Consider the following 23,633-nt stretch of genomic DNA (forward strand, 5'->3'; position numbering starts at 1 on the left):
ACTGCTCACTGCTCACTGCTCACTGCTCACTGCTCACTGCTCACTGCTCACTGCTCACTGCTCACTGCTCACTGCTCACTGCTCACTGCTCACTGCTCACTGCTCACTGCTCACTGCTCACTGCTCACTGCTCACTCAAACACTTCTCACTTCCGCCTCTTTATGAATTTTCTTCACCAAACCCTGAAGAACCTTTCCAGGACCACATTCAATAAATTCCACTGCTCCATCGGCCACCATATGCTGTACAGACTGTGTCCATTTTACTGGGGCAGTTAACTGGGCAATCAGATTATTTTTGATTTCCTGAACATCCCTAACAGCTGTTGTGCTCACGTTTTGGTAAACAGGACAGATAGGTTCATGAAAGACAGTATCTGCAATTGCTTTTTCTAGTTTCTCTCTTGCTGGCTCCATTAAAGGAGAATGAAAAGCTCCTCCAACCGGTAGCGGTAAAGCACGTTTCGCTCCCGCAGCTTTCATAGCCTCACAGGCCAATTCAATTCCTTTGTTAGACCCGGAAATCACCAATTGACCTGGGCAGTTATAATTTGCCGCTACCACAATCTCTCCCTCAATAGAGGCGCAAATTTCCTCAACTTTAGAATCCTCCAAACCAAGAATTGCGGCCATTCCAGAAGGATTGATTTCACAAGCTTCCTGCATTGCAAGCGCACGCTGATATACTAATCTCAAACCATCCTCAAATGCTAAAACACCGTTCGCCACTAAGGCAGAGAATTCTCCCAAAGAGTGTCCTGCTACCATGTCAGGATTGAAGTCAGCAGAAGTTTTTGCCAATATCACCGAGTGTAAAAAGATGGCAGGCTGTGTAACTTTGGTTTGTTTGAGTTCCTCATCTGTACCTTCAAACATGATATCTGAAATTCTGAAACCAAGGATTTCATTGGCTTTTTCAAACAATGCTTTTGCAGTTTCATTGTTTTCATATAAATCCTTTCCCATTCCTGGGAATTGGGCTCCTTGGCCAGGAAAAACGTATGCCTTCATAAGTTTTTATGTTGATTGAAGTGCAAATATAGGAAAAAGGTATTTATAGGGATATTGATTGATATTGGATAATGGGATATTGGGAGGAGGAGAGATTTTCTTGGGTAGATAAATGAAATAAAGTGGAAATAGGGTAGAAATAAATTGAAATAATAAGGAGAGACCCGGCAGGTTTTAAAAACCTGCCGGGTCTGAATGCGCTGATAACAAGTTTTTTTAAAAACTATAAAAAATTTTATTCTTTAGGAAAAACCATATATAGCCACTAATTATTTTGTTTAGCGGGGTGGTGAACTAATTTTTAAAAGATTGTCTTGAAATTGACTATTAGAATAGTACAAAGTCACCTAAGTATATGTTATTCAATGGGTAGGTGATTTGGAATAGTGGTTTGTGTTTTATAGTTTCATTAAGTTAAATTCATAAACCTGCATTTATGAAACCGCTCCAGCTTATAATAACCTTGACTTTATTTTCTTATTTCAATGATGATCTTCTCATGGGGAAATGGAAAATGTACCGTAATGAAACCATGGAAAGTATTCTTACTTCCAATAGATTTCAAATGGAAGATGAACAGACTCAACAAGCTTTAGCGGAGACCTTTTCTAAAGTTCTTAACGGTTCATTTTATCAATTTGAAAAAGATACCGTAACCTTTACAGATTATAAAAATAATGAAGTAGTTGAATTGAAAGGCCTTTGGTGGACCAATGGTGACACCTTAGTCATCGGGCAGTTACAAAAAATGAGTGTTCAAAAATATTTGATTACTAATCTGGATAAAGCTGAACTCCACATGAAAATGATTAACCCCCGTGATGGAGTTCCCTTCAAAAGTAGAATGATTTTTAAAAAAGAAGAGTAATTCAATTCAAAAACCCCTAATCTACTCTCCCAAATCATAGATCTCCATGATCTTGGAAAGAATGCTTTTGAAGTCGATTTTAAGGTCGATCAGTTTTCCTGTGGAGACATCAAAAACCCATCCGTGTACTTGTAATCCTCTTTGGCGAACTGCCTTTTGGACAGTGGCAGTTTTGAGGAGATTGATGCATTGCTCCTGTACATTTAACTCGATCAAGCGGTTGTATCGGTCATTTTCATTTTCAATCCCATCCAACTCGGCTTGATGAAGTCTGTATACATCTCGGATATTACGGAGCCAAGGATTCAAAACCCCTAAATCGGCGGCTTGCATGGCAGCTTTTACGCCTCCGCAGAAGTAATGCCCACACAAAACGATATGATCCACTTTTAAATGGTCCACCGCATAATGAAGTACTGCCATGGCATTGACATCTATTCCGATTACTAAGTTTGCAATATTACGATGAACAAACACATCTCCTGGTGCCACACCCATCAATTCCTCTGCTGTTACACGGGAATCCGAACAGCCTATGTACAAAATTTTTGGTTCTTGGCCTTTGGAGAGCTCATGAAAATAAGCCGGATTTTCGGAAAGTTTCTTTTGAATCCATTCCTCATTGTTCCCAAATACTTCCTGTAGTTTCATAAGTGGAAAAAGTTTAGTGTTTAGTTATTGACTATCTATTTTTTTATTCTTCTAGGTCTTCGGCGGTAAGGAACTTTGCCCGTTCCTCAGGTGTGGGCAATCGGCATGTTTCCTTCTTACCAAACCACCGATAACGGTTGCGTGCGATCCAATCGTAGATGGGGTCTCGGATAAATGCTGGAATGATGATCAATCCATATACAATTGGCCAAAGTCCCCCAAGATTTCGGGCAATTTCTAATGCCCCCCTGCTTTTGAAAAAGACCTTTTCTCGATGAATGTAAATTAAAGAGTCTAGATAGTCTTTGGGAATATCATAGGACTCCAATAATCGCTGTGTATGTGCATCTTGGATTGCCCCAACTTTGAATACATTTTTGCTATCTCGGCGGATGATGAAATCCACCGAATGATTGCACAAATTGCAAACACCGTCGAACAAGACAATATGGAACTTTTCTGTTATTTTCATCGAAGCACTTGTACAGTACCCTTATATTTCCTCATACGCAAAGCAGGGTCCAATACATCAAAATTCACAGTTGCTTCGTAGAAATAAGTCCCAGCAGGCACTTCATTATTACTCTTATCTCGCCCGTTCCAACGGATGAAGATATCATTCTCAGGAGATTGAAGGCTATTGTATCTGAACATCTCCACACCCCAACGGTTAACGATGGTGATTTCCACTCCCAATACAAATCGCGGACATCTGCTAAATGGATTATCAAAGGCCATGAAAGTATCATTTACCCCGTCATTGTTTGGTGTAAAGGCATTTGGTAAATCATAGTTAGGGCAATTATCCACGCATACCGTGTTACTTGGCTCACTTTCATTTCCCGATCTATCCACGGCAGTGATGTAGTAGCAACCACGGAAAGTTGGTAAGTCTCTGATCATCGTTGATAATTCGAATGCGGTGAATGTACGAATCAAATCAAATGGTCCATCTCCGTCATTATCTTTGAAGTACAAGCGGTAGCCACTCAATTCATCATCGCATACGCCCGAAAAATCCGGCTCCCAACTCAATTGATGCTCAAAGCTTGAGAAGTTACATGGTTTATCAGATAAGAAATCGGTGCAATCAGGTCCTTCAAAGGTCAGGACTGGAGGACATGGCAAGCGATCATCATCTGGACGGGCGCAGATGATTTGAGACTTGTTTTCCAACGGAAACTCAATCATATCCACATTGTAATTTCCTTTCGTAATCACATAGTAGCAATATTCAATTTCTCGTTGCAGCGGCACTCCGTTATGGGAACCATCATCAAAGAAGCTGAATCCCTGTGTTACAGGATTGACCTCTGCGATAAGCGTAAAGGTATCTGCATCCTGAGCTAATGGGTCGGTGCGATTTCGATAAACTTCATGTGCGAACTCTCCAACCGAATTATTCCAAGGTACATCAAATGTCCAATTCAATTCAATGGCCTCGTTGATGATTGTAGGCTCCAATCGTACGGAAGATGCTTTACTCGAGCTATCAATGACAGTGGTGTTTTCTCTTAAAATCACCCGATAATTGTATACAAGGTTTTCTGTATTGAGTCCTGTATCTGTGAAAACCGTATCATCCGTAGTTAATAAAGAAACACGGTTTTGATTGCCAGTGAATCCTGTGCTTCGGATCAATTCGTAATTAAATGGTCCCGGGAACTGTTCCCGATCAATATCATAAGGAGGAGTCCATCGAACAAGAATTTCACCATTTTGAGTATCTGTGGCTTCCACGCTGACATTGGTTAACAGTGGTACATCCACATCTACCGTGATACATATTTCTTCCGATACCACACTTTCTCCTAATCTAGGGGTAGGGAAGGCTGCTACAAGTCTGTAGCAATAGGTGTTGCCAGGTGCCAATCCGTTTCCTCCATTGGTGTCAATGAAATTGAAGGTCTGCATATTGGTAGTGCCGACCAGTTCATAGCCTGCACGAATGCCTGTCTCACAAGAATCAGGTTCGTAAGGGTCAGAATTGATTCGCCTCCATATTTGCATAGTTTCAGCCGAATTGGCACAGGTGTATGGATCCCATCGAATATCTACCGAGCGACCCTGTTGCTGTACTAGATCATCAATCACTGGTGGAGGGCCTATGACTGTGATATTCCAGGTTCGTATATCGACCAAAGCAGGTCCGGAGCGCGGTTGGTCTGTAATTCGGATTCGCACTTGATACTGTCGTTCTCTTACATGGGAGCAAACCGTCTGCCAATCAAAGTTGACTATTCCAGGGCTAGCCTGAAATATGGATAGCGGACTGTAAGTAGCACTTGGTGTAATCTCCATAGGGTCTCCAAATACTTCAATTCTGATAGGATCACCATCTGGGTCAGAACCTTGTATTATTTCTTCAATCCTTGTCCCCGCCACCACACAAAGATCTGGAGGTAAAATCAATTCAGGGCGTCTATTATTTGTGTTTTCAATAATAATCTGCATATCCCGGACCACATATCCAATCAAGCGGTATTGTCCATTGATTCTACGCCATTCCTGTATTTGAAAAGCGATATTGTATTGTCCCGCCAAGCCTGGTGCATCCCAAATCAAATCTCCATCCGTATTCATGGAAATAAAAGGATTGGGGCTTCCATCTTCTCTATTGAAACTGAATTCAGAAGATGCAGGGCTGCGGTAATTATTTACAAATCGCTGAAATGCCTGCTTTGGCCTGACGGTATTTTCATCAAAAAGATAAGCTATACTATCCCCATCGGGGTCATAAGCACCTGGATTGTGAATGTACCGGATATTTACACCTCCATTGTCCACAGGAGGGATTGTCAAAACCGGTGAATTATTAATGCCGATAAATGGATCAATGGTAATCATGGTTTCTACATAGAAAGGCGTATCTACGGAGTTATCCATGTTGAGGGTACGGTCATTTCTGTTGAATTCACGGAATCGGATGATGTATTGTCCCGGTCCTTGATAGGTATGGGTAATGACAAAAGTATTTTTCTCAATTTGGTTACCCAACGGCTCTGTAAACGCTATGTCAGCCTCTGTATTCAGTCGTACCTCCCTGCCATCTCCAAAATTGATTTCCCCAGGTCCAAATACTACATTGGAACGTGTATCTGTGTAACCGACCACAGTAATTCTATAAGTTAATGTTTGGGTCGAAATACGTTCGGCAATAATTTCACCCGCACGAATGTGTGTGGCGTAAATTTTTTGTAAAAAACTGAAATTCAGCAGGATGATAAATAAAAAGAGCGCTTTGATTTTCATGGGTTTCTTTTTTCAGCTTTTAATTTAAACGAAAATTACTAGATCAGGGTCATTTATTTGGTATTTATCAAACAATAAAATTGAACAGGTGGTTAAAAAACCATAAAATAAATAACAAAATTAGTTGTATCGACACTTATTTAGAACCTTTTAAAATAAGTTCAACCGATTGAATAAGCTTTGGTTGCTAATTTTTGCAAGCGTAAATTTGGCATCAAAGTTTTAAACTAAATCAATCGAACGTTTAAGAAAACACATATGAGTTGGGTATCAAAAACCTTAAGTAGCACACTAGGCCGCAAATTATTGATGGCCTTGACCGGTTTGTTTCTCATTTTGTTCTTGGTAGTACATTTAGCTGGTAACCTGCAGCTTTTATTACCTGACGGAGGAGAATCTTTTAATGTCTATGCACATACGATGGCAAATAATCCACTAATTAAAGTGGTATCCATTGGGAACTTTGCTTTTATCTTGTTGCATGTGATTTATTCAATCGTACTTACACAGCATAACAAGAAATCAAGACCTGTGGCTTATGCCATGAGCAAAGAAGGCAAAAGCAGCACCTGGGCTTCTAGAAATATGGGAATCCTTGGGACTGTCATCCTAATCTTCTTGGTAGTCCATTTGAAAGGCTTCTGGTATGAAGCAAAGTTTGGGACGCTTCCTACGACCATGATCGATGGAGAGTCATACAGTGACATCTATGCAATCGTCGCAGCTGCCTATGCTAATGTTTGGTATGTATTGATTTATGTGGTTTCCATGGGTTTCTTGGCATTTCACTTATCGCATGGATTTGCAAGTGCATTTCAGACATTAGGGTTGAATCACGTGAAATATTCTCCATTGATTCAAAAAGTAGGTGCAGGATTCTCTATAATAGTTCCTGTCCTATTCGCTTTGATACCTATCGTGATGTATATTCAAAGCTTATCATAAAAATTGAAGATTAGCAATTAAATCATAGTAAAATGATACTGGATTCTAAAATACCTGCTGGTCCTGTTGCAGAAAAATGGACCAAACATAAGTTCAACGTGAAGTTGGTCAATCCGGCCAACAAGAGGAAGTATGATGTGATTGTAGTGGGAACGGGTCTTGCAGGTGCTTCTGCAGCGGCTTCCCTTGCAGAATTAGGTTACAATGTCAAAGCATTCTGTTTCCAAGACAGCCCAAGAAGAGCACACTCCATTGCTGCTCAGGGTGGAATCAATGCGGCTAAAAACTATCAAAATGACGGTGACTCTGTTTATCGTCTGTTCTATGATACAGTAAAAGGTGGTGACTACAGAGCAAGAGAAGGCAACGTTTACCGCCTGGCTGAGGTTTCTGTAAGCATTATTGATCAGTGCGTGGCTCAAGGTGTGCCATTTGCAAGAGAATATGGAGGTTTGTTGGCCAACCGTTCATTCGGTGGAGCTCAGGTTTCCCGTACATTTTATGCAAGAGGTCAAACCGGACAGCAGTTGTTGTTGGGTGCATATTCGGCACTTTCAAGACAGGTTGCTAACGGGAAAGTAAAATTGTACCCTCGTACTGAAATGATGGATGTGGTAACCGTAGACGGTAAAGCGCGTGGTATCATCACCAGAAATTTGATCACCGGTGCTTTGGAATCACACAGTGCACACGCCGTATTGTTGTGTACAGGTGGATACGGTAACGTATTCTTCCTATCTACCAATGCGATGGGATCCAACGTGACGGCTGCTTGGAGAGCACATAAGAAAGGTGCTTACATGGCCAATCCTTGCTTTACACAAATTCACCCAACTTGTATTCCTGTTTCCGGAGATCATCAGTCTAAATTGACTTTGATGTCTGAATCCTTGAGAAATGACGGTCGTGTATGGGTGCCTGCTACAGTAGAAATGGCGGAAAAGCTTAGAAAAGGACAAGTTAAAGCAAATGATATCCCTGAAAACGAAAGAGATTATTTCTTGGAAAGAAAGTATCCTTCATTCGGTAACCTAGTTCCTCGTGACGTAGCTTCCAGAAATGCGAAGTATGTGTGCGATGAGGGTAGAGGGGTGAATGAAACAGGTGAGGCAGTATTCTTGGATTTCCGTGATGCAATCAAGCGTGATGGAAGAAAGACTATCGAAGGAAAATACGGCAACTTGTTTGACATGTACAAGCAAATCACCGGTGAAGATCCTTACGAAGTTCCAATGATGATTTATCCAGCAGTTCACTACACCATGGGCGGACTTTGGGTGGATTATAACTTGATGACTACAGTGCCTGGCTTGTATGCCTTGGGTGAAGCAAACTTCTCTGATCACGGTGCTAACCGTTTAGGAGCTTCTGCTTTGATGCAAGGCTTGGCGGATGGTTATTTCGTAATTCCTTACACAATTGGTGATTACTTGGCACAAACGCCTTACGATAAAATCCCTACAGATCATCCTGAATTCAAGAAGGCTGAAAAAGAAGTTCAAGATCGTATTCAGAAGCTTTTGACTATCAAAGGTGAGAAAACGGTTGATCACTTCCACAAGCGTTTAGGTAAGATTATGTGGAATTACTGCGGTATGGCTAGAACCGAAGAAGGTTTGAAAAAAGCGAAGCAGATGATCAAAGACCTGAAGGCTGAATTCTGGACCAATGTAAATGTCCTAGGTGGTGGTGACGAATTGAATCAATCCTTGGAAAAAGCACATAGAGTAGCCGACTTCATCGAATTGGGTGAGTTGATGGTGGATGATGCCTTGAACAGAAATGAGTCCTGTGGAGGTCACTTTAGAGAAGAGTATCAGACACCTGATGGGGAAGCCTTGAGGGATGATGAAAACTTCGCTTATGTGGCTGCATGGAAGTACATGGGAGAGGGACAAGAGGAAGAATTGCATAAGGAGCCTCTTGTATTTGAAAATGTGAAGTTGACCCAGAGAAGTTACAAGTAATCAACCGTATTTAAACTCGTAAGAGCCATGAATTTAACATTAAAAATTTGGAGACAGAAGAATAATTCCGATAAGGGAGGATTCAAAGAATATAAAGTGTCCGATATTTCAAAAGACATGTCGTTTTTGGAAATGTTGGACGTATTGAATGAGCAATTGTCAGAGAAGGGAGAGGATCCTGTTCACTTCGATCATGATTGTAGAGAAGGTATTTGCGGGATGTGCTCCTTGTATATCAATGGTAATCCACACGGACCGCTTCAGACCACTACCTGTCAGTTGCACATGCGTTCCTTCAACGATGGTGAGACCATTACGATCGAACCATGGAGAGCAAAGGCTTTCCCAGTGATGAAGGACTTGGTGGTAGATCGTTCTGCTTTTGACAGAATCATCCAAGCAGGTGGTTATGTATCTGTCAACACAGGTGGTGTACCGGATGCCAATGAAATTCCAATTCCTAAAACAATCGCTGACTTAGCGATGGATGCAGCTCAGTGCATCGGTTGCGGTGCTTGCGTAGCAGCATGTAAAAATGCTTCTGCCATGTTGTTTACTTCTGCGAAAGTTTCCCAATTGGCCTTGTTGCCGCAAGGACAAGTTGAGCGTAAGCGTAGAGCGGAGAAGATGGTTGCTCAGATGGATTCCGAAGGCTTTGGAGCATGTACCAATACAGGTGCTTGTGAAGCACAGTGTCCAAAGGGCATTTCCATTACCAATATTGCTCGTATGAACAGAGAATACTTCTCTGCTGTTGTGAGCAATACGGAGTTAGTGTGAAAATTTAACATTCATCGATATACAAAAGCCAGCTGTTAAGCTGGCTTTTGTGTTTATAAAATTACTAACTGTGGCTCGGTGAAAATGAAAAATGTTATTTTGGTTTTTTGTGTGTTGGTACTGACAATTTCATGTGCTCAAAAACATGTGAGTGAGGAGTTTTTAGACAAAATATTACCATCCTTTTTGTTGAATGTTAACCAAAGTAGTGAATTTCAGTGGCCTTCCACACTGACGGTGGAGGAAGTTATTTATTTGGAGACTACCGATGAATCCATTCTTTCCAGTTTGGACAAAGTCTATGTTTCACCAGATGAGCAGGTTTTGGTAGCCATAGACTTGAAGTTAAAGAAGGTAGTCATTTTTGATCCATACGGGAATGTACTTCGTGTTTTAGAAAAAATAGGCCAAGGTCCAGATGAGTATCTTCATATGACCGACGTGTTTGTGAATTTTAAAAAGAACACCATTGAAATTTTGGAATTGAAAACTATTCAGGTCTATGATTTGATAAGCTTGGAGTTTTTGGAATCCGTATCCTTGGAGGGAATAAAAGGAGATATCAATTATATACACCATGTAAGCATCGATGATGTCTACTACATTTGGACACCCATTCCATCAGAGCAACGGAAGGACTTGATTCAAATCACAGCATTCAATCAGTATCACCTGATAAGAAAAGAAGGAGATACAGTAGAATATTTTATTCCATTTCAGTTTGGGGCTCCTATTGATAATCGTTTTCATCCTTCTGTTCGTGATGGCGAATTCCTGCTTTCTCCAATTTTAGGGACATCTACTGTTTATAGCCTTATGAAAGAGGGAATCGCTCCTGCTTATGACTTTCAGTTTTCTTCAAATGCTCCAACCTACGAAGAATTGAAATCCTATCGTGGAAATGAAGTCGAATTTTTAACAAATAAGTCATTTAAGTTTTTAACTAATTTCAGGGAAACTGAAAAGTATCTTTATTTTCAATTTCTGGGAGGGGAATTTTACTTTCATGGTTTGCTTGATAAAAAAGAGGAGCGTATAGTTTCAGTAGGCAAGCAATCAGATTTTCGGGTAACTATCATTGCGACAAATGGGCCTAATTTTTATTGCTATATTTTCCCAAGTGTGTATCAGCGATTGAAAGCAGATGGGAAGTTATCTAAAGACCATCCCTTGTTGAAGCATGTGGATAGCAATAAGTTGGACAAAGAGGATAACCCGGTGTTGATTAAATTTAGTTTATGACGTAAACAGGGCTTCTTTTTTTTGAATTTTTTCAATTAAATCTTTGGTTTTCGTTTTTTTTCTAAATTTAATTCATGAAATATTTAGTCGACAAATTTTTCAAGGCCATATCACAGGGGTGTGGTTCAATCAAAATTGTTAGTATGAAACATCATTGCGCAATCATTTTCATAATTTTAGTTAGTTTTTCTTGTGGTGTAAAAGAAGAAAAATCTGATCAAATTAACTTTTTCGACACCACAGTTGAGATCAATACAGAGGTATACGATTCCATAGGCTTCTTTCAAAAGCCTGATCAATTAGAGCTCATTTCTGATTCCTTATTAATCGGTTTTAGCAGTTTTTCAGGTTTTTCCATTTATCAACTGCAGTCTGGTATTCAACTTGATTACGTTGATTTTAAGCGTGAGGGATTGAGGAATTACTTTTTTTCAGCTTTTGATGCGCGTTCTTTTCCTCTAGTTTATTTTCTCGAGCCAAAAAGAAAAACAGTTGTACTTTATGATGTTCAAAAAAAGCAGCTGGTAAATTCCGTTAATTTGGATTTAAGTGAAGAAAATTCCATTCGTGCTTTAGGAGGTAAATTTAAGGTTTACAACAATGAGTTTTTTATCGAGTTAGAACCCCTAGGTGTTCCCATGTTAGACGTAAAGTACTACGAAAAATCAGGTAAATTCCTGGGGATATTCGGAGAGGATGGCGGACAAAAAAGAAAGGTTTTGGAGTACCCAAAAGAAATGAGAGATTCTTCTTTTTTCTTCATTCCGGCAAATTACTATTCGTTCGATATTTACAATGATCAGTTGTTTATTTGTTTTCCTTTTGAAAGGAAAATTAGGATCTATAGCTTGAACTCTGACTTTAAAGAATACAGCTCAATTGATCTTCCTGAAATCAAGCATATCGATCTGGCATTACAAAAAATCCCCACCAAATTTCATCCCAAGGATTATCCAATTGAACAGCGATTGATTGCTCCTAGAGCCGATAAGTTATTGGTTTCAAAAGGAGGGGATATTTATTTGAGTTTAGTTATGAACGATAATAATAATTCGGATAGATTTCGGGAGTATGTTACCGTTTGGAAGTATGATGCTTCTCATCAATCTTGGTCTGCCTTAAAAGATCCTGTAGATTACTTTGATCTTGGGAATTTCGCAGGTGTTAGTAATGGTCTTTTGTATTTTTTTGATGCAGCGGTCATCGCCAAAGATGAAAAATTTATCAACGCCATACGCATGGAGTAAGGGGAGTGTTGTTCAAATGGTTTAATTTTACGCTTTCAGGCTTTTAAACAAAATTTTATTTTCGTAAATTTGAAAAATTCTATCAATTAGAAATTTTGTTTTATTTTAACTAGAAAAACATGCATTACATTGACCTCGGCATCTTTGTCGGGTACATGGTGCTGATGCTCGGCGTAGGATACTACTTCATGCGCCAAAATAAAAATCAGGACGATTATTACGTAGGAGGCAGGAATATAGGAAGCTGGCATATTGGGTTGTCCGTAGTAGCGACAGATGTGGGTGGAGGTTTCTCTGTGGGATTAGGAGGATTAGGTTTTGTCATGGGACTTTCCGGTAGTTGGATGTTGTTCACTGGATTGCTCGGTGCTTGGTTGGCCGCAGTGATTTTGATTCCTCGAGTAAAGAGTGATCCTGCTTTTGCAAACTTTTATACCTTTCCGCAGATTTTCGAATATTTATTTGATAAAAAGGTAGGCGTTATCGCAGCTGTAATCTCGTTGATAGGATATCTCGGTTTTACGTCATCTCAGTTGTTGGCAGGTGCAAAATTGGCATCAGGAACATTTCTAACACTGGGTTTGACAGAGGCCTTGGTCTTAATGGGTGTCATAGCAGTGGTTTATACCGTGCTAGGAGGCTTAAAGGCTGTAATTTATACGGATACTGTACAGTGGATTATTTTAATGCTGGGTTTTATTTTTATCGGTTTGCCAGTAGCTTACTTTTATGTAGGCGGTTGGGAACAAATACAGGCCACCTTACCGGATGCTTATTTTTCTTTGACCAATCTCCGCTGGCAGGATTTGGCTAACTGGGGTATTACGATTATCCCCATTTGGTTTATTGGGATGACCTTATATCAGCGGATATTTGCAAGCAGAGATGTAGCCTCAGCCAAGAAAGCCTGGTTTATCGCAGGTTTTTTTGAGTGGCCTATCATGGCTTTTATGGGTGTATCCTTGGGATTGCTATCCAAAGTGGCCTTTGAACAGGGAATGCTCATCATTGATCTGGATGTGATGGATCCGGAAATGGGTTTGCCTATCTTATTACGAACCATTTTACCGCCGGGTATTTTGGGATTGATGATGGCGGCCTATTTTTCGGCAGTGCTATCCACAGCTGACTCTTGTTTGATGGCAGCCTCTGGAAATCTCAGTACCGATATCTTCGGTTCATGGTTAAGTCCCAAGTCCGAACAGGCCCAAATTCGCTACAGTCAGTTATTTACCTTGATGTTAGGTGTAATCGCCCTTGTAGTAGCCTTACACATGACCAATGTATTGGACTTGATGTTGTATAGCTATGCATTTATGGTTTCGGGTCTTTTGGTTCCGATTTTATTTGGACTCTTTACTACCCATAGAAATCCCTTGGCGGCAGTTGCTGCCATGCTGACAGGAGGGGTGGTTACTGCGGGGCTGGGTTTGTTGGGCTGGGAGCTTTTATGGGGCTTAGATCCAAATTTTTTCGGAGTATTTGCCTCTTTAGCAATGTATTTGCTTGTAAGTGTATTCAATAGAGATTATAAACAAAATAAAATTACAAAATATGCCTAGTATAGAAACGCTATCCGCTATGGATCAAGCTACCTATTTACAGAAAAAAGAAATTGCTGATTTTCTATTTGTTCACTTAGAAAAATATGGAGATCCGCATGAGCATATCATGAAATGTTTGGATTACGCATTGGATCAAGCAGTAGATAAAGGTGGATTTGTGGTGATGGCTAGAGAAAATCAAGAGGTAGTAGGTGCTGTGGTCATCAATAAAACAGGCATGTCTGGCTATATTCCTGAAAATATCTTGGTTTATATTGCCGTAGATGCCTCTCAGCGGGGTAAAGGAGTAGGGAAAAAGTTGATGCAGACAGCCATTGACTTAGCTCAAGGAGATATTGCCTTACACGTGGAGCCCGATAATCCTGCTAAAGGTTTGTACGAATCTCTTGGGTTTACTAATAAGTATTTGGAGATGAGACTGGTGAAAGGATGAAGGATGAGGGGGGAAGGATGAATAGTTGTACCAAGTACCATGTACGAAGTACCAAGTAGGGATTCGCTAGGAAGAAGTAAGATTCGAGCTTGCTTGCCGTAAAGCAGGAGTTTAGAAACAAGACACAAGAAGCAAGACACAAGATGAAACATGCTTGCTTCGACAGGCTCAGCACAAGGGCGCTATATAAAGTTGATAGATGCCTTCTAACTTTCGTAGATAAGAGCAGTGATATAGTAGGGAGGTGTGGAGAAAAAAAATATTCTTTAAAAAGTGTCTCGTATTTTCATTATTGGGCAGTTGAGTACAATTTCGCGCTTCTACGCTTTAATCTCTAATGATTCGATCCCAACGGGATCACATGTTTATAGTTTAAATTGAGTCTATGAAGGAATACGACCCCGTAGGGGTCGAATGTGCCAGCTGCCAAGATCTTTGCTATAAACATATGACCTCTTTGAGGTTACTTAATTGAGGAGTTATGATGCGATTAAGCTTTATATTACCTGAATACCTAAATGGTACAATTTCAGAGATAAGTGATGGGAGTGATACTGAAGTCAATTAGGGATGAAATGTCGAATGATGAATGACCAATGTCGAATTATGAAGGGCAATTATTCAATTTATTACCCAAACCCCTACTTGGTACTTAGTACTTGGTACTTCGTACAAAAAAATACATAACGAAAAAACTAACAATGGCATACCTTACATTAAATAGACAAAAGCTAACAGAAAACTTTGAATTCTTGCGGGGGATGTTTGAAAAGCATGATGTCTCTTGGGGAGTAGTGTCCAAGTTGTTTTGTGGAAATCGAAAATTTTTGAAAGAATTGATCGAATTGGGGGTGCGGGAGATTCATGATTCCCGCATCAGTAACCTGGCAAAGATTAAAGAGCTCAATCCTGATGTTCAGACGGTGTATATCAAGCCTGTTTCCAAGCGAAATATTGCTAAAATGGTCAAATATGCAGATGTAAGTTTGAATAGCGAACTGAATTCTATCCGTTGGATTTCAGAGGAGGCTGTCAAACAGGGGAAAACCCACAAAATCATCATCATGGTAGAGACAGGTGATTTGCGTGAGGGGGTGATGGGGGATCATTTGGTTGATTTTTATGCGCAGGTATTTGATCTTCCGAATATTGAGATCATTGGCTTAGGCACTAATTTGAATTGCCTCAATGGGGTCATGCCATCAACCGATAAACTGATTCAATTGAGCTTATACAAGCAAATCATCGAACTCAAGTTTAATAAAAAAATACCTTGGGTTTCTGCGGGAACCTCGGTGACTATTCCTTTGATGTTGCATCAGCAATTACCGAAAGGGATCAATCATTTTAGGGTAGGAGAGACCTTATACTTCGGAGTGGATTTGTTTGAAGAAAAGGTGATCGATGGGATGCATGGAGATGTTTTCGAACTATATGCGGAAATCATCGAAATGCAGGAGAAGCCATTGTTACCTACAGGTGTTTTAGCTGCCAATCCTCAGGGAGAAGTTTTGGAAATTGACGAAAACTTATACGGTAAATCATCGTACCGTGCCATTTTGGACATAGGCTTATTGGATATAGATCCGAAGTATTTGATTGCAGAGGATGGGGAGTTGGAGATTATCGGAGCAAGTTCGGATATGTTAGTTTTAAACTTAGGAACTAACCCCAAGGGCTATGCAGTAGGTGATACAATTAAATTTGATCTGAAGTATATGGGAGCATTGGGGGTCCTGAATTCCAGCTACATAGACAAGGTAGTTGTGTAAATGATCTGTCGTTTTATCTAGTTTATTGTGGTTTAAATTATATGTTGGCATAATTATGGCTCTATTTGTAGCATAACCAACTATTATTTATACTATGAGAAAATTGATGTTAGTATGTGCATTTGTTTTGGGAGCAGTAGTTGTTCAGGCACAGGATGAGAGTAGATTAGGGATTGGTATCCGAGGGGGAGTGAATTTTTCTACCTTCGGTGGAGGGGATATTCAGGATGATGATTATTCCAATCGTACAGGTTTCAGCACAGGTTTATATGCGACGGTTCCAATTTTGCCGTTCTTAGCAGTGGAACCTGGGGTTTTTTATTCCGTGAGAGGTACACAAAACAATGATTTTGCAAATTCACGCGCAATTTTAGGATATGTGGATGTACCGGTATTGGCCCGATTGTATTTGGGTAATTCCTTTAACGTCTTTGCAGGTCCACAGGTATCCTTTTTGCAGTCTTCCCGATTCGAGGGAGATTTGTTTGGGTCGACGGTAGGGTTTGATACGGATACAGTGCGTGAAAGTGATTTTGGAGCGGTAGTAGGTATTGGATTCAATCCGGCCAAAGGGATCAATGTGCAAGGTTCTTACAATTACGGCATGCAGCCGGTGTTTAAAAACTCCAATATAGATGTGTATAATCGTGGGTTTACTATCTCAGTAGGTTACACCTTTTAAAGGATAGGAACATAGGATAAAGGCCTCTCTCATGAAAATGGGGGAGGTTTTTTGGTTTTACGCAAAGGCGCTGTTTATGGAATGGTTTGCCACAAAGGAACGAAGGCACAAAGTTTTGGTTGCTTTGGGTTCTTTGCGTAATCCTTTGGGTCCTTTGAGGTTAATTTTTTTGTAGGTCCACGAATGGGACAAATGATATGAATCCTAAAATCTAAAATAAAAAAGTCCACGAATGGCACGAATGGCACGAATTACACGAAGATTTTTTTGATTGATTTTTTGGTTATCATTGAGATCGAGGTGCTTGGATGGATTTTTTAATGATTGCGCAAAGCTTAGGAATTGCACGAATACTACAATCTGATATCTAAAATCTACCTTCTAATCCCGATAGCTATCGGGACTAAAATTAAAAAGTCAACAGATTTCGCAGATTTGCACAGATGTTTTCTCACATCCTAAAATTTCTTGACACTTTTCTCATTTCTAATTCCCAATTCCTTACTTCGACTACGCTCAGCACAAGCATTCCTAATTCCCACCACTGTTCACTACGCACTGCTAACTATTTCACCCTTCATCCTTCATCCCTCATCCTTCATCCTTCATCCTTTCATTTAAATCTAAAATCTAAAATCATCATCCTATTACATTTCATCAATCCATCGTTTGATCAGCTCTAGACCTTCTTGATGTACGGTGACTCTTCCGATTTCGGGCATGGCGGCGCCGACTTGGGTGGTGCCCATACGGTAGGTGAGGATGGATTCATCGGCTTTTCCGGGAACGATATCATAGGTGAAGCTGCCTGCGCCAAAACCTGCGGCTACAGGTGTTTTGAGAATCCCCAATCGGAGTATGTCTGTTTCTTCATAGGTCAAAAATAGCCCCGAAGTACTGGCAGGTGCCTCAGCCCGGTGGCAATGGGCACAGTTGATGTCCAAATAGGCTCGCGCTCTTAATTCCAGGGATTGGCTTTTATCTAGGTAATTGACCATGTTGGGGTAAGCGGTTTCATGGGAGAAGTTGCTGAGTTTGCCTGCATCAGCCCACTTGACCAATTGATTGTGAGTGCCATCTTCAAAAGTGATGGCATGATTCAAATGCTTGGCTTTTACGCCTATCGGGACCAGCTGCTCGTGGATGTTATGGCAACTCTTACATTGATTTTTGTTGGGGATGATGTAATTGATAAGCTGTGTTTGCCCTTCCTCATCAATCCAACTCACTTGTTTTTCTCCACCAATCACTTTGAGCTGTGCATCGGATTGGTCATCTGCCCAAACATAGGGATATGCTTCCCACTGTTCGGCTGTCTTCACCATCAGACGGGTTTCTATGATTCTACGTTCCTTTTCAGGCTGTCTGAAATCCGTGGGATAGTAAAAATTCTTGATAATCACTGTTCCTTCTGGAAACTCCATCGTTCCTTCTTCATCAGCCTGAATACTTGCAGCAGTACCCTCTGGCATCCAAATATAACGGGATTTGTGTGCGTAATCTGTGAATAAAGAAGATGCAGGTTCATATAGCAATACGCCTTCATTGGGCGTAAGGCTACGCATGATTCCTTTGAAAAAACCATATTCTGATAAGTTAGTCAATGGAAATGCTTCCAAGTTTAATTCAGCTAGATTTTTATCGGGAGCTTGAAAGTCTACAAATGCAGGCAAGGCAATCACTATCTCTTGTTCCTTCGTAGGCTGCGAACAAGCAAACAAGATCAATAGTGAAAAAAAGAACGATCTGGAATAACGACTATACATATCAATTGGCTAAACTGAGTGAAGATACATCTGTAGAGATGCTAAGGGAACAGTTGAAGAACCTATGGTCCTTGGAGGATTTGATATTGGATTCCCCTTCCCATAAGTCAAATAGGGTGAAGCGGAGTTTGTCCATAGAGGCTTCTTGGATACAAATATTCATGGGATTTTCTTCTATGCTTGCAGCCAGCGATTGATCCCAAAATCCATCATAGACGATGTCCTGACTTTTTCCTTTGCCATGGGCGTTGTATACGGATATCAATTGCCCCATTTCTTTGCTTAGGTCAGGTATTTTTTGGCTGCGTTGATAGTCGTTGCTATGGACATAGATGTTGGATGTAAATGGTGACCAATTGGGGGCATCCAAGGGGAAGCCGGTGACATGGTAATTGGCGATGGCAACTCCTACGGTTTTGTTGTTGTGGATACGGTTGTTGTAGATTTCCACATCCTTTGCTGCCAATAAGACGATGCCCGAACCAGGTGGAATCATGGTAACTGTATTTCCATTAGGATCTTCTCCCAATGGGGTAGCGAAATTTACATGATTGTTGGAGATGATATCATTGTCATAAATCTTGGTGCTACCACCATCGGACTTTGGTAATCCGGGAAGGTTAAATACCAAAATACCTCCTGAATTGTCCCTTGCGGTGTTTCCATATACTTCTGCGTTATCGGAGTTTTCGATTTCTATCCCCGCTACGTTGCCAAATGCCAGGGAATTTCTGACGATGATATTTTCGGATTGGCCTACATAGATGCCGGCGTCTTTGGAGTGGGAGGCGATGCATTCATCGATCATCACATTTTTGCATTGCACGGGATAGATGGCGTATGTTCCATTTTTAGATTTGTCTCCATTGGTCCAGGTGACGTTGATTCTGTAAAAGGTGATGCCATCTACATGCTGACTTTTGACCCCATCGCCCGGTGCATCTTCGATACTAAGGTCTTGGATCCGGATATTGTTTCCTACCAACTTGACGCCTTCACCGCCTGATCTGAGTTCTCGGAAAGACAACACGGTTGCTGCCATACCTGCTCCTTTGATGGTGACATTGGATTTATTATCAAGAATCAGTTGGGTTTTAATCGCATAAAATCCAGAGGGAATCTCAATAACTTCTCCATCTTGAGCCATGATAAATGCCTCGACCACCCTATCTACTTCTTCCTGACTTGCTTTCCGTAGTTTGCTTGAGTCAAAAGTCATCTCTGTGCTGCTTTCTGAGCATGCGAATAGTATTAAACACAAAATAGTGAGCGGGTAGAAGTGGGTGAAACTAGTGCTAATGGTCTTCATGAGTTGCTTGGATTTATATTTGGAGAAAAGGTCTGAATAGTTATGAAAAATTTCGCAAAAAGTCAAGAAGGAAGTGGCTAGTGAGCAGTAAACAAGGAGTCGTGGTGTCAGACCTGGCAGGTTTTTAAAACCTGCCAGGTCTAGGAAAAAGGTTTAGTCTTTTAACTTGAAGGGCCAAGAGACAATGTGAATTACTTTTTTACTGAATCCCTACTTGGTTCTTCGTACTTGGTACCTGGTACAATACACCAAAGTCTTGTGTCTTACATCTAAATCCATCCTACCTCACTCAAGTTTTTCTGATGATTTTTCTTAATCCATTCTTGGATTCTAGTATATTCGGGGCGTTTTGAAAAGTTCGATAATCATCAGTTAAAATTTGATACCCATGAAAAAAACTCTTCTTCTAGTGATAGTTTCTGTGCTAGGATTTCAGGCACAGGCACAGTTTGGTGTTCGGGCTGGGGCAAATGTTTCCAATATCAATCAGTTTGCTTTTGCCAACCGCACAGGCATACATCTCGGAGCGTATTATGCCTATGAATGGAAAGAAAACATCGTGCTGGAAGCAGGTGCTTATTACAGTCAGAAAGGATATAATGATCAAAAAAGCTCAGGTATTTCGGAGAATTTCAATTATCTGAGTGTTCCTGTGATCGTCCGTTATAAGTTTTTGGATCAGTTCAATGCATTTCTTGGACCCCAAGGGAGTATTCTTGCTTCCCGAAAGCGTGATGATAACGGCACAATTTCCCAGACAACAGCCATTCTCAGAGGTTATGATATCTCGGCCTTGATAGGTGTTGGGATGGACCTACCACAAGGATTCAATGTGCAGATTGCTTATGACTATGGCTTAATAAGCTTGAATTACTTTGATTTTAATGTCAAAAACAGAACTTTACAGCTTTCCGTTGGGAAGAGTTTTTAAGATTTGACGCGGTCTGGATTATCCTCCAAAAAGGATTTCCAGCCGCCTGTTCTTCCTCTGGTCTGCAACCTTCCTGCATGGAAATGATGGCAAATGGCCACTGCTAAAGCATCGGTAGCATCGAGCAACTTTGGGATTTCCTGGATATGTAACAAGGTTTTGAGCATCTCGGCAACCTGTTCTTTGGAGGCATTTCCATTGCCTGTGACAGATTGCTTGACTTTTTTGGGGGAATATTCCGCGATCGGGATTTCTCTTGCCAAGGCAGCTGCCATAGCCACTCCCTGCGCTCTTCCCAATTTGAGCATGGATTGGATATTTTCTCCATAAAAGGGCGCTTCCAAAGCAACTGCATCCGGATGGAATTCATCGATCAAGCCTGTAATCCGCTCAAAAATCTTCTTTAGCTTCAATTCATGGGTGGTATATTTCTTCAAGTGAATGACCCCAAACTGAAGCAGGCTATATTTGTTTCCTTCCACCAAAATTAAACCATAACCCATGATATTAGTCCCTGGGTCGATTCCTAAAATAATTTTTTCTGATGCAGGTTTTTTGATTACATTACTCATTCCTGCAAATTAAGCCATTTCATGTTTACCTTGTACATTTCACTTGGGATAGTTTATCAAGTACTCTTACTCACACTTTATTTCGTGAGCAAGAAAAGTACACGAAAGACTGTCGTACACCATCAGGAAGGGGTAAGCATTATTCTCCCAATTAGAAATGAAACGGTTTATTTGGAACGTTGCTTGACAAGTATTGCTAAACTTAACTATCCATCTTTTGAAGTGCTTTGCATAGACGATCATTCCACTGATGATAGTCAGGCAATCGCACATGCATGCAAAGAAAAATTTCCCCATATTTCCATCCGGATATTTAATAGTCCAGGTCAGGGGAAAAAGGCTGCGGTAAGCTATGGAGTGAGTCAAAGTGCATATGAATTGATTTTGACTACCGATGCTGATTGTATCTTTCCGGAAGATTGGATACAAAATATGCTTGCTGCCTTAGGTTCTGAGGTGCAATTGGTCGCAGGTCCTGTTATGAGTCATGACAAGGACGGCTTTTTTGGAGGATTTCAACAACTCGATTGGGCAAGCATTGCATTGGTGACAAAAGCAAGCATTCACATGCAGCAACCACTGATGTGCAGCGCGGCAAATATGCTTTACAGAAAATCTGCTTTCGAGACTGTTGAGGGGTTTAGAGGAAATGAGCAGATACTTTCCGGTGACGATGAGTTTTTGTTGAAAAAGATCGTTTTACATTATGGGGCAGAAGCAGTGAATTATCAAGGGGACTCGAAAGCCTTGGTGTACACAGAACCTATGCCCACCTGGAGCGATTTATTTCAACAGCGGATTCGCTGGGCCTCTAAATGGAAAGCACATGGATGGAATATACATGCATTGGCTTCTTTAATTCCTGTTGTTCTTCAAGCACTTTTTTTGTTCCTCTTTTTTTTACCTTTTTTAAGACCTGATTTGTGGGGATTGGCCTGTTTGTTGCTTTTGTTGAAAGTGCTGGTGGAACGATTTGTACTCGGCCAAGTGTTGAAAAGCTACGGGATTAATCACTCCATCGTCCTTTGGCTTGGGACATCCTTGGTACATCCTGCGTATGTATTAGCAACTGGTTTTCAGACTTTTTTTCGAAAAATCGAATGGAAGGGAAGAAAATCCTTGAGATAGCATTAATTTAGCGAAATAAATAGGTAAGTATTCATGACCGATCTGGAGTTTGACTTATTGGACGAGCTGTATTTTGTCCAACATTATGATTACCTCAAAGAATCTTTGGGTTGGGAAGATACCCAACTCCTTGAGACCCTTGCTTCTCTTTGTCAAAAAGGATTTATCAAATGTTTATTTGGGCCGGATGATGAAGTTTTTCGTCCCATTGATTTCCCAAGTGAGGGACATACCTTGTACTATTTAGCTACCAAAAAAGGTTTAATGGAGCATAACGCCATCTAACGATCCAAACATTGACGCTGCAAACAGAAAAATATCATAAAAAAGAACTGGAGCTCAAGGCTCTGTTGGAGATCACACAAGCGATCAATGAGAACAAGCCTGCCCATGTATTGCTGGACATATTCAAGTTTACCTGCTTAGTGCATTTGAATATCAAATCCATTCTTTTATACATTCAGGGGCCTGATGGCTATGAACGAAAACTTTCCCATGGACTCAAAGGAAGTATCCCTGAATTTATTCCACATCAATCAGTAGCTTACGATAAAGATGCTGGTACGCTACACCTGGAGGTGGATCAGCGATATGCTTTTACTGAGCTTGAGAATTATCTACCGGTTTTCCATAAGGATAACATGTTGGCGGTATTGTTTTTGCGAAAAAAAGATCCGCTTTTAGAGTTGGATTTGGATTTTACTCAGGCACTATCCAATATTCTGGTGGTGGCCTTGGAAAATAAACGCTTTGCCAAAAAGCAATTGGAGCAAGAGCGATTAAATCGCGAGGTAGAAATCGCCAGCAATGTACAGCGGATGCTATTTCCAGCCCAATTACCCAAGGCAGCACCCTTGCATGCAAAAGTCACCTATGTGCCGCACTCCACGGTAGGAGGGGATTATTACGATTTGGTAAGAAAATCCAAGGATGAAGTATTTTTCTGTATCGCAGATGTTTCGGGAAAAGGCATGCCTGCAGCATTGTTGATGTCCAATTTTCAAGCAGCTCTTCGAACTTTATTGCGAAGCTCTTCCGATTTAAAAATGATTGTGGAGCAGTTGAATTATACCCTGTTTGAAAATACTAAAGGAGAGCGATTTATTACCTTTTTCTTAGGTTACTACAACTATAAGGACCGAAAACTGACGTATGTTAATGCGGGACACAATCCACCGGTACTTTGTTGGGGAAATGAAAATAGAAGTGAATTGCTAGGTGCAGGGACCACGATTTTGGGGGCATTTGAAGAGTTGCCTTTTTTGGAATTGGGTACCCGTGAGCATTTAAAGGGTTTTACCATTCATTTGTATACTGATGGCCTGACCGAAAGCATGGATCCGCAAGAGGAAGAGTATGGAGATCATCGCTTTATGCAATTTGTGAAGAAAAGATTGCATCTCAATCCGGATGAGTTTCATGCGTTGTTTTTCGAGGAGCTGAAGGTTTTTAGTCAGGGATCCCCTCAGCGGGATGATGTGACTTTGTTGAGTATACAATTTTCCTAAGCGT

At 40.7% G+C, this 23,633-nt stretch carries 21 protein-coding genes; 14 read left to right on the plus strand and 7 right to left on the minus strand.

All coding sequences use genetic code 11. The annotated features are described in order from the left end of the window. Window positions 1–135 precede the first annotated feature (135 nt). Window positions 136–1,011 carry an ACP S-malonyltransferase gene (gene fabD / locus ACXIUD_RS06410; RefSeq protein ID WP_458051797.1) on the minus strand — a complete coding sequence of 292 codons (876 nt, stop codon included), beginning with the start codon at window positions 1,009–1,011 and terminating at the stop codon, window positions 136–138. A 436-nt stretch (window positions 1,012–1,447) separates the two neighbouring features. On the opposite strand from fabD, the gene ACXIUD_RS06415 reads away from it, so the two are divergent. Further along, entirely contained in the window at window positions 1,448–1,879 is a 432-nt protein-coding gene (locus ACXIUD_RS06415) for a hypothetical protein (RefSeq protein ID WP_458051798.1), read from the plus strand. Window positions 1,880–1,900: 21 nt separating this feature from the next. Here the strand turns inward: ACXIUD_RS06415 and ACXIUD_RS06420 are convergent, their stop codons facing one another. Genes ACXIUD_RS06420 through ACXIUD_RS06430 form a run of 3 tightly spaced genes read right to left on the minus strand, consistent with a single transcriptional unit; the run spans window position 1,901 to window position 5,782 of the window. Then, window positions 1,901–2,530, minus strand: coding sequence for a carbonic anhydrase (locus ACXIUD_RS06420; RefSeq protein WP_458051799.1), 630 nt, complete (start codon window positions 2,528–2,530; stop codon window positions 1,901–1,903). 43 nt (window positions 2,531–2,573) lie between these two features. After that, window positions 2,574–3,002: a thiol-disulfide oxidoreductase DCC family protein gene (locus ACXIUD_RS06425; protein ID WP_458051800.1), complete on the minus strand. Its 429-nt coding sequence runs from the start codon at window positions 3,000–3,002 to the stop codon at window positions 2,574–2,576. After that, on the minus strand, window positions 2,999–5,782 hold the full coding sequence (locus ACXIUD_RS06430) for a T9SS type B sorting domain-containing protein (RefSeq protein ID WP_458051801.1): 2,784 nt from the start codon (window positions 5,780–5,782) through the stop codon (window positions 2,999–3,001). The genes ACXIUD_RS06425 and ACXIUD_RS06430 overlap by 4 nt, the downstream gene beginning before the upstream one ends. A 258-nt stretch (window positions 5,783–6,040) precedes the next feature. Here ACXIUD_RS06430 and ACXIUD_RS06435 point away from each other — a divergent pair, with 258 nt between their 5' ends. The 9 genes from ACXIUD_RS06435 (at window position 6,041) to ACXIUD_RS06475 (ending at window position 16,415) form a co-directional block, all read left to right on the plus strand. Further along, window positions 6,041–6,727: a succinate dehydrogenase cytochrome b subunit gene (locus tag ACXIUD_RS06435; RefSeq protein WP_458051802.1), complete on the plus strand. Its 687-nt coding sequence runs from the start codon at window positions 6,041–6,043 to the stop codon at window positions 6,725–6,727. A gap of 32 nt (window positions 6,728–6,759) precedes the next feature. Further along, window positions 6,760–8,694, plus strand: a complete 1,935-nt coding sequence (locus ACXIUD_RS06440; RefSeq protein WP_458051803.1) for a fumarate reductase/succinate dehydrogenase flavoprotein subunit — start codon at window positions 6,760–6,762, stop codon at window positions 8,692–8,694. A 27-nt stretch (window positions 8,695–8,721) separates the two neighbouring features. Further along, on the plus strand, window positions 8,722–9,474 hold the full coding sequence (locus ACXIUD_RS06445) for a succinate dehydrogenase/fumarate reductase iron-sulfur subunit (RefSeq protein WP_458051804.1): 753 nt from the start codon (window positions 8,722–8,724) through the stop codon (window positions 9,472–9,474). An 84-nt stretch (window positions 9,475–9,558) separates the two neighbouring features. After that, a complete protein-coding gene (locus ACXIUD_RS06450) occupies window positions 9,559–10,716 on the plus strand; it encodes a 6-bladed beta-propeller (protein WP_458051805.1) in 1,158 nt (385 codons plus the stop codon). A 143-nt stretch (window positions 10,717–10,859) separates the two neighbouring features. Further along, a complete protein-coding gene (locus ACXIUD_RS06455; RefSeq protein ID WP_458051806.1) occupies window positions 10,860–11,963 on the plus strand; it encodes a hypothetical protein in 1,104 nt (367 codons plus the stop codon). 119 nt (window positions 11,964–12,082) lie between these two features. Then, window positions 12,083–13,525: a sodium:solute symporter family protein gene (locus ACXIUD_RS06460; protein ID WP_458051807.1), complete on the plus strand. Its 1,443-nt coding sequence runs from the start codon at window positions 12,083–12,085 to the stop codon at window positions 13,523–13,525. Further along, window positions 13,518–13,961, plus strand: a complete 444-nt coding sequence (locus ACXIUD_RS06465; protein WP_458051808.1) for a GNAT family N-acetyltransferase — start codon at window positions 13,518–13,520, stop codon at window positions 13,959–13,961. The genes ACXIUD_RS06460 and ACXIUD_RS06465 overlap by 8 nt, the downstream gene beginning before the upstream one ends. Window positions 13,962–14,662: 701 nt before the next feature. Further along, window positions 14,663–15,733, plus strand: a complete 1,071-nt coding sequence (locus ACXIUD_RS06470; protein ID WP_458051809.1) for an alanine racemase — start codon at window positions 14,663–14,665, stop codon at window positions 15,731–15,733. Between the two features lie 94 nt (window positions 15,734–15,827). Beyond that, on the plus strand, window positions 15,828–16,415 hold the full coding sequence (locus tag ACXIUD_RS06475) for a porin family protein (RefSeq protein ID WP_458051810.1): 588 nt from the start codon (window positions 15,828–15,830) through the stop codon (window positions 16,413–16,415). Window positions 16,416–17,062: 647 nt separating this feature from the next. On the opposite strand, the gene ACXIUD_RS06480 is transcribed toward ACXIUD_RS06475, so the two are convergent. Then, window positions 17,063–18,181 carry an SO2930 family diheme c-type cytochrome gene (locus ACXIUD_RS06480; protein ID WP_458051811.1) on the minus strand — a complete coding sequence of 373 codons (1,119 nt, stop codon included), beginning with the start codon at window positions 18,179–18,181 and terminating at the stop codon, window positions 17,063–17,065. A gap of 1 nt (window position 18,182) precedes the next feature. Further along, a complete protein-coding gene (locus ACXIUD_RS06485) occupies window positions 18,183–19,490 on the minus strand; it encodes a parallel beta-helix domain-containing protein (protein ID WP_458051812.1) in 1,308 nt (435 codons plus the stop codon). A gap of 388 nt (window positions 19,491–19,878) precedes the next feature. Between ACXIUD_RS06485 and ACXIUD_RS06490 the strand changes: the two genes are divergently transcribed. Beyond that, window positions 19,879–20,421, plus strand: a complete 543-nt coding sequence (locus ACXIUD_RS06490) for an outer membrane beta-barrel protein (protein WP_458051813.1) — start codon at window positions 19,879–19,881, stop codon at window positions 20,419–20,421. On the opposite strand, the gene ruvC is transcribed toward ACXIUD_RS06490, so the two are convergent. Beyond that, entirely contained in the window at window positions 20,418–20,993 is a 576-nt protein-coding gene (gene ruvC / locus ACXIUD_RS06495) for a crossover junction endodeoxyribonuclease RuvC (RefSeq protein WP_458051814.1), read from the minus strand. The two genes, ACXIUD_RS06490 and ruvC, sit on opposite strands and share 4 nt — an antisense overlap. A gap of 21 nt (window positions 20,994–21,014) precedes the next feature. Between ruvC and ACXIUD_RS06500 the strand changes: the two genes are divergently transcribed. Genes ACXIUD_RS06500 through ACXIUD_RS06510 form a run of 3 tightly spaced genes read left to right on the plus strand, consistent with a single transcriptional unit; the run spans window position 21,015 to window position 23,629 of the window. Further along, on the plus strand, window positions 21,015–22,121 hold the full coding sequence (locus ACXIUD_RS06500) for a glycosyltransferase (RefSeq protein ID WP_458051815.1): 1,107 nt from the start codon (window positions 21,015–21,017) through the stop codon (window positions 22,119–22,121). Between the two features lie 33 nt (window positions 22,122–22,154). Further along, window positions 22,155–22,406 carry a hypothetical protein gene (locus tag ACXIUD_RS06505; protein ID WP_458051816.1) on the plus strand — a complete coding sequence of 84 codons (252 nt, stop codon included), beginning with the start codon at window positions 22,155–22,157 and terminating at the stop codon, window positions 22,404–22,406. A gap of 11 nt (window positions 22,407–22,417) precedes the next feature. Further along, the gene (locus ACXIUD_RS06510) at window positions 22,418–23,629 is read left to right on the plus strand and encodes a PP2C family protein-serine/threonine phosphatase (protein WP_458051817.1); all 1,212 of its coding nucleotides are present in this window, start codon (window positions 22,418–22,420) and stop codon (window positions 23,627–23,629) included. Window positions 23,630–23,633: the final 4 nt, after the last annotated feature.

The sequence above is a fragment of the Mongoliitalea sp. genome (assembly GCF_054166905.1).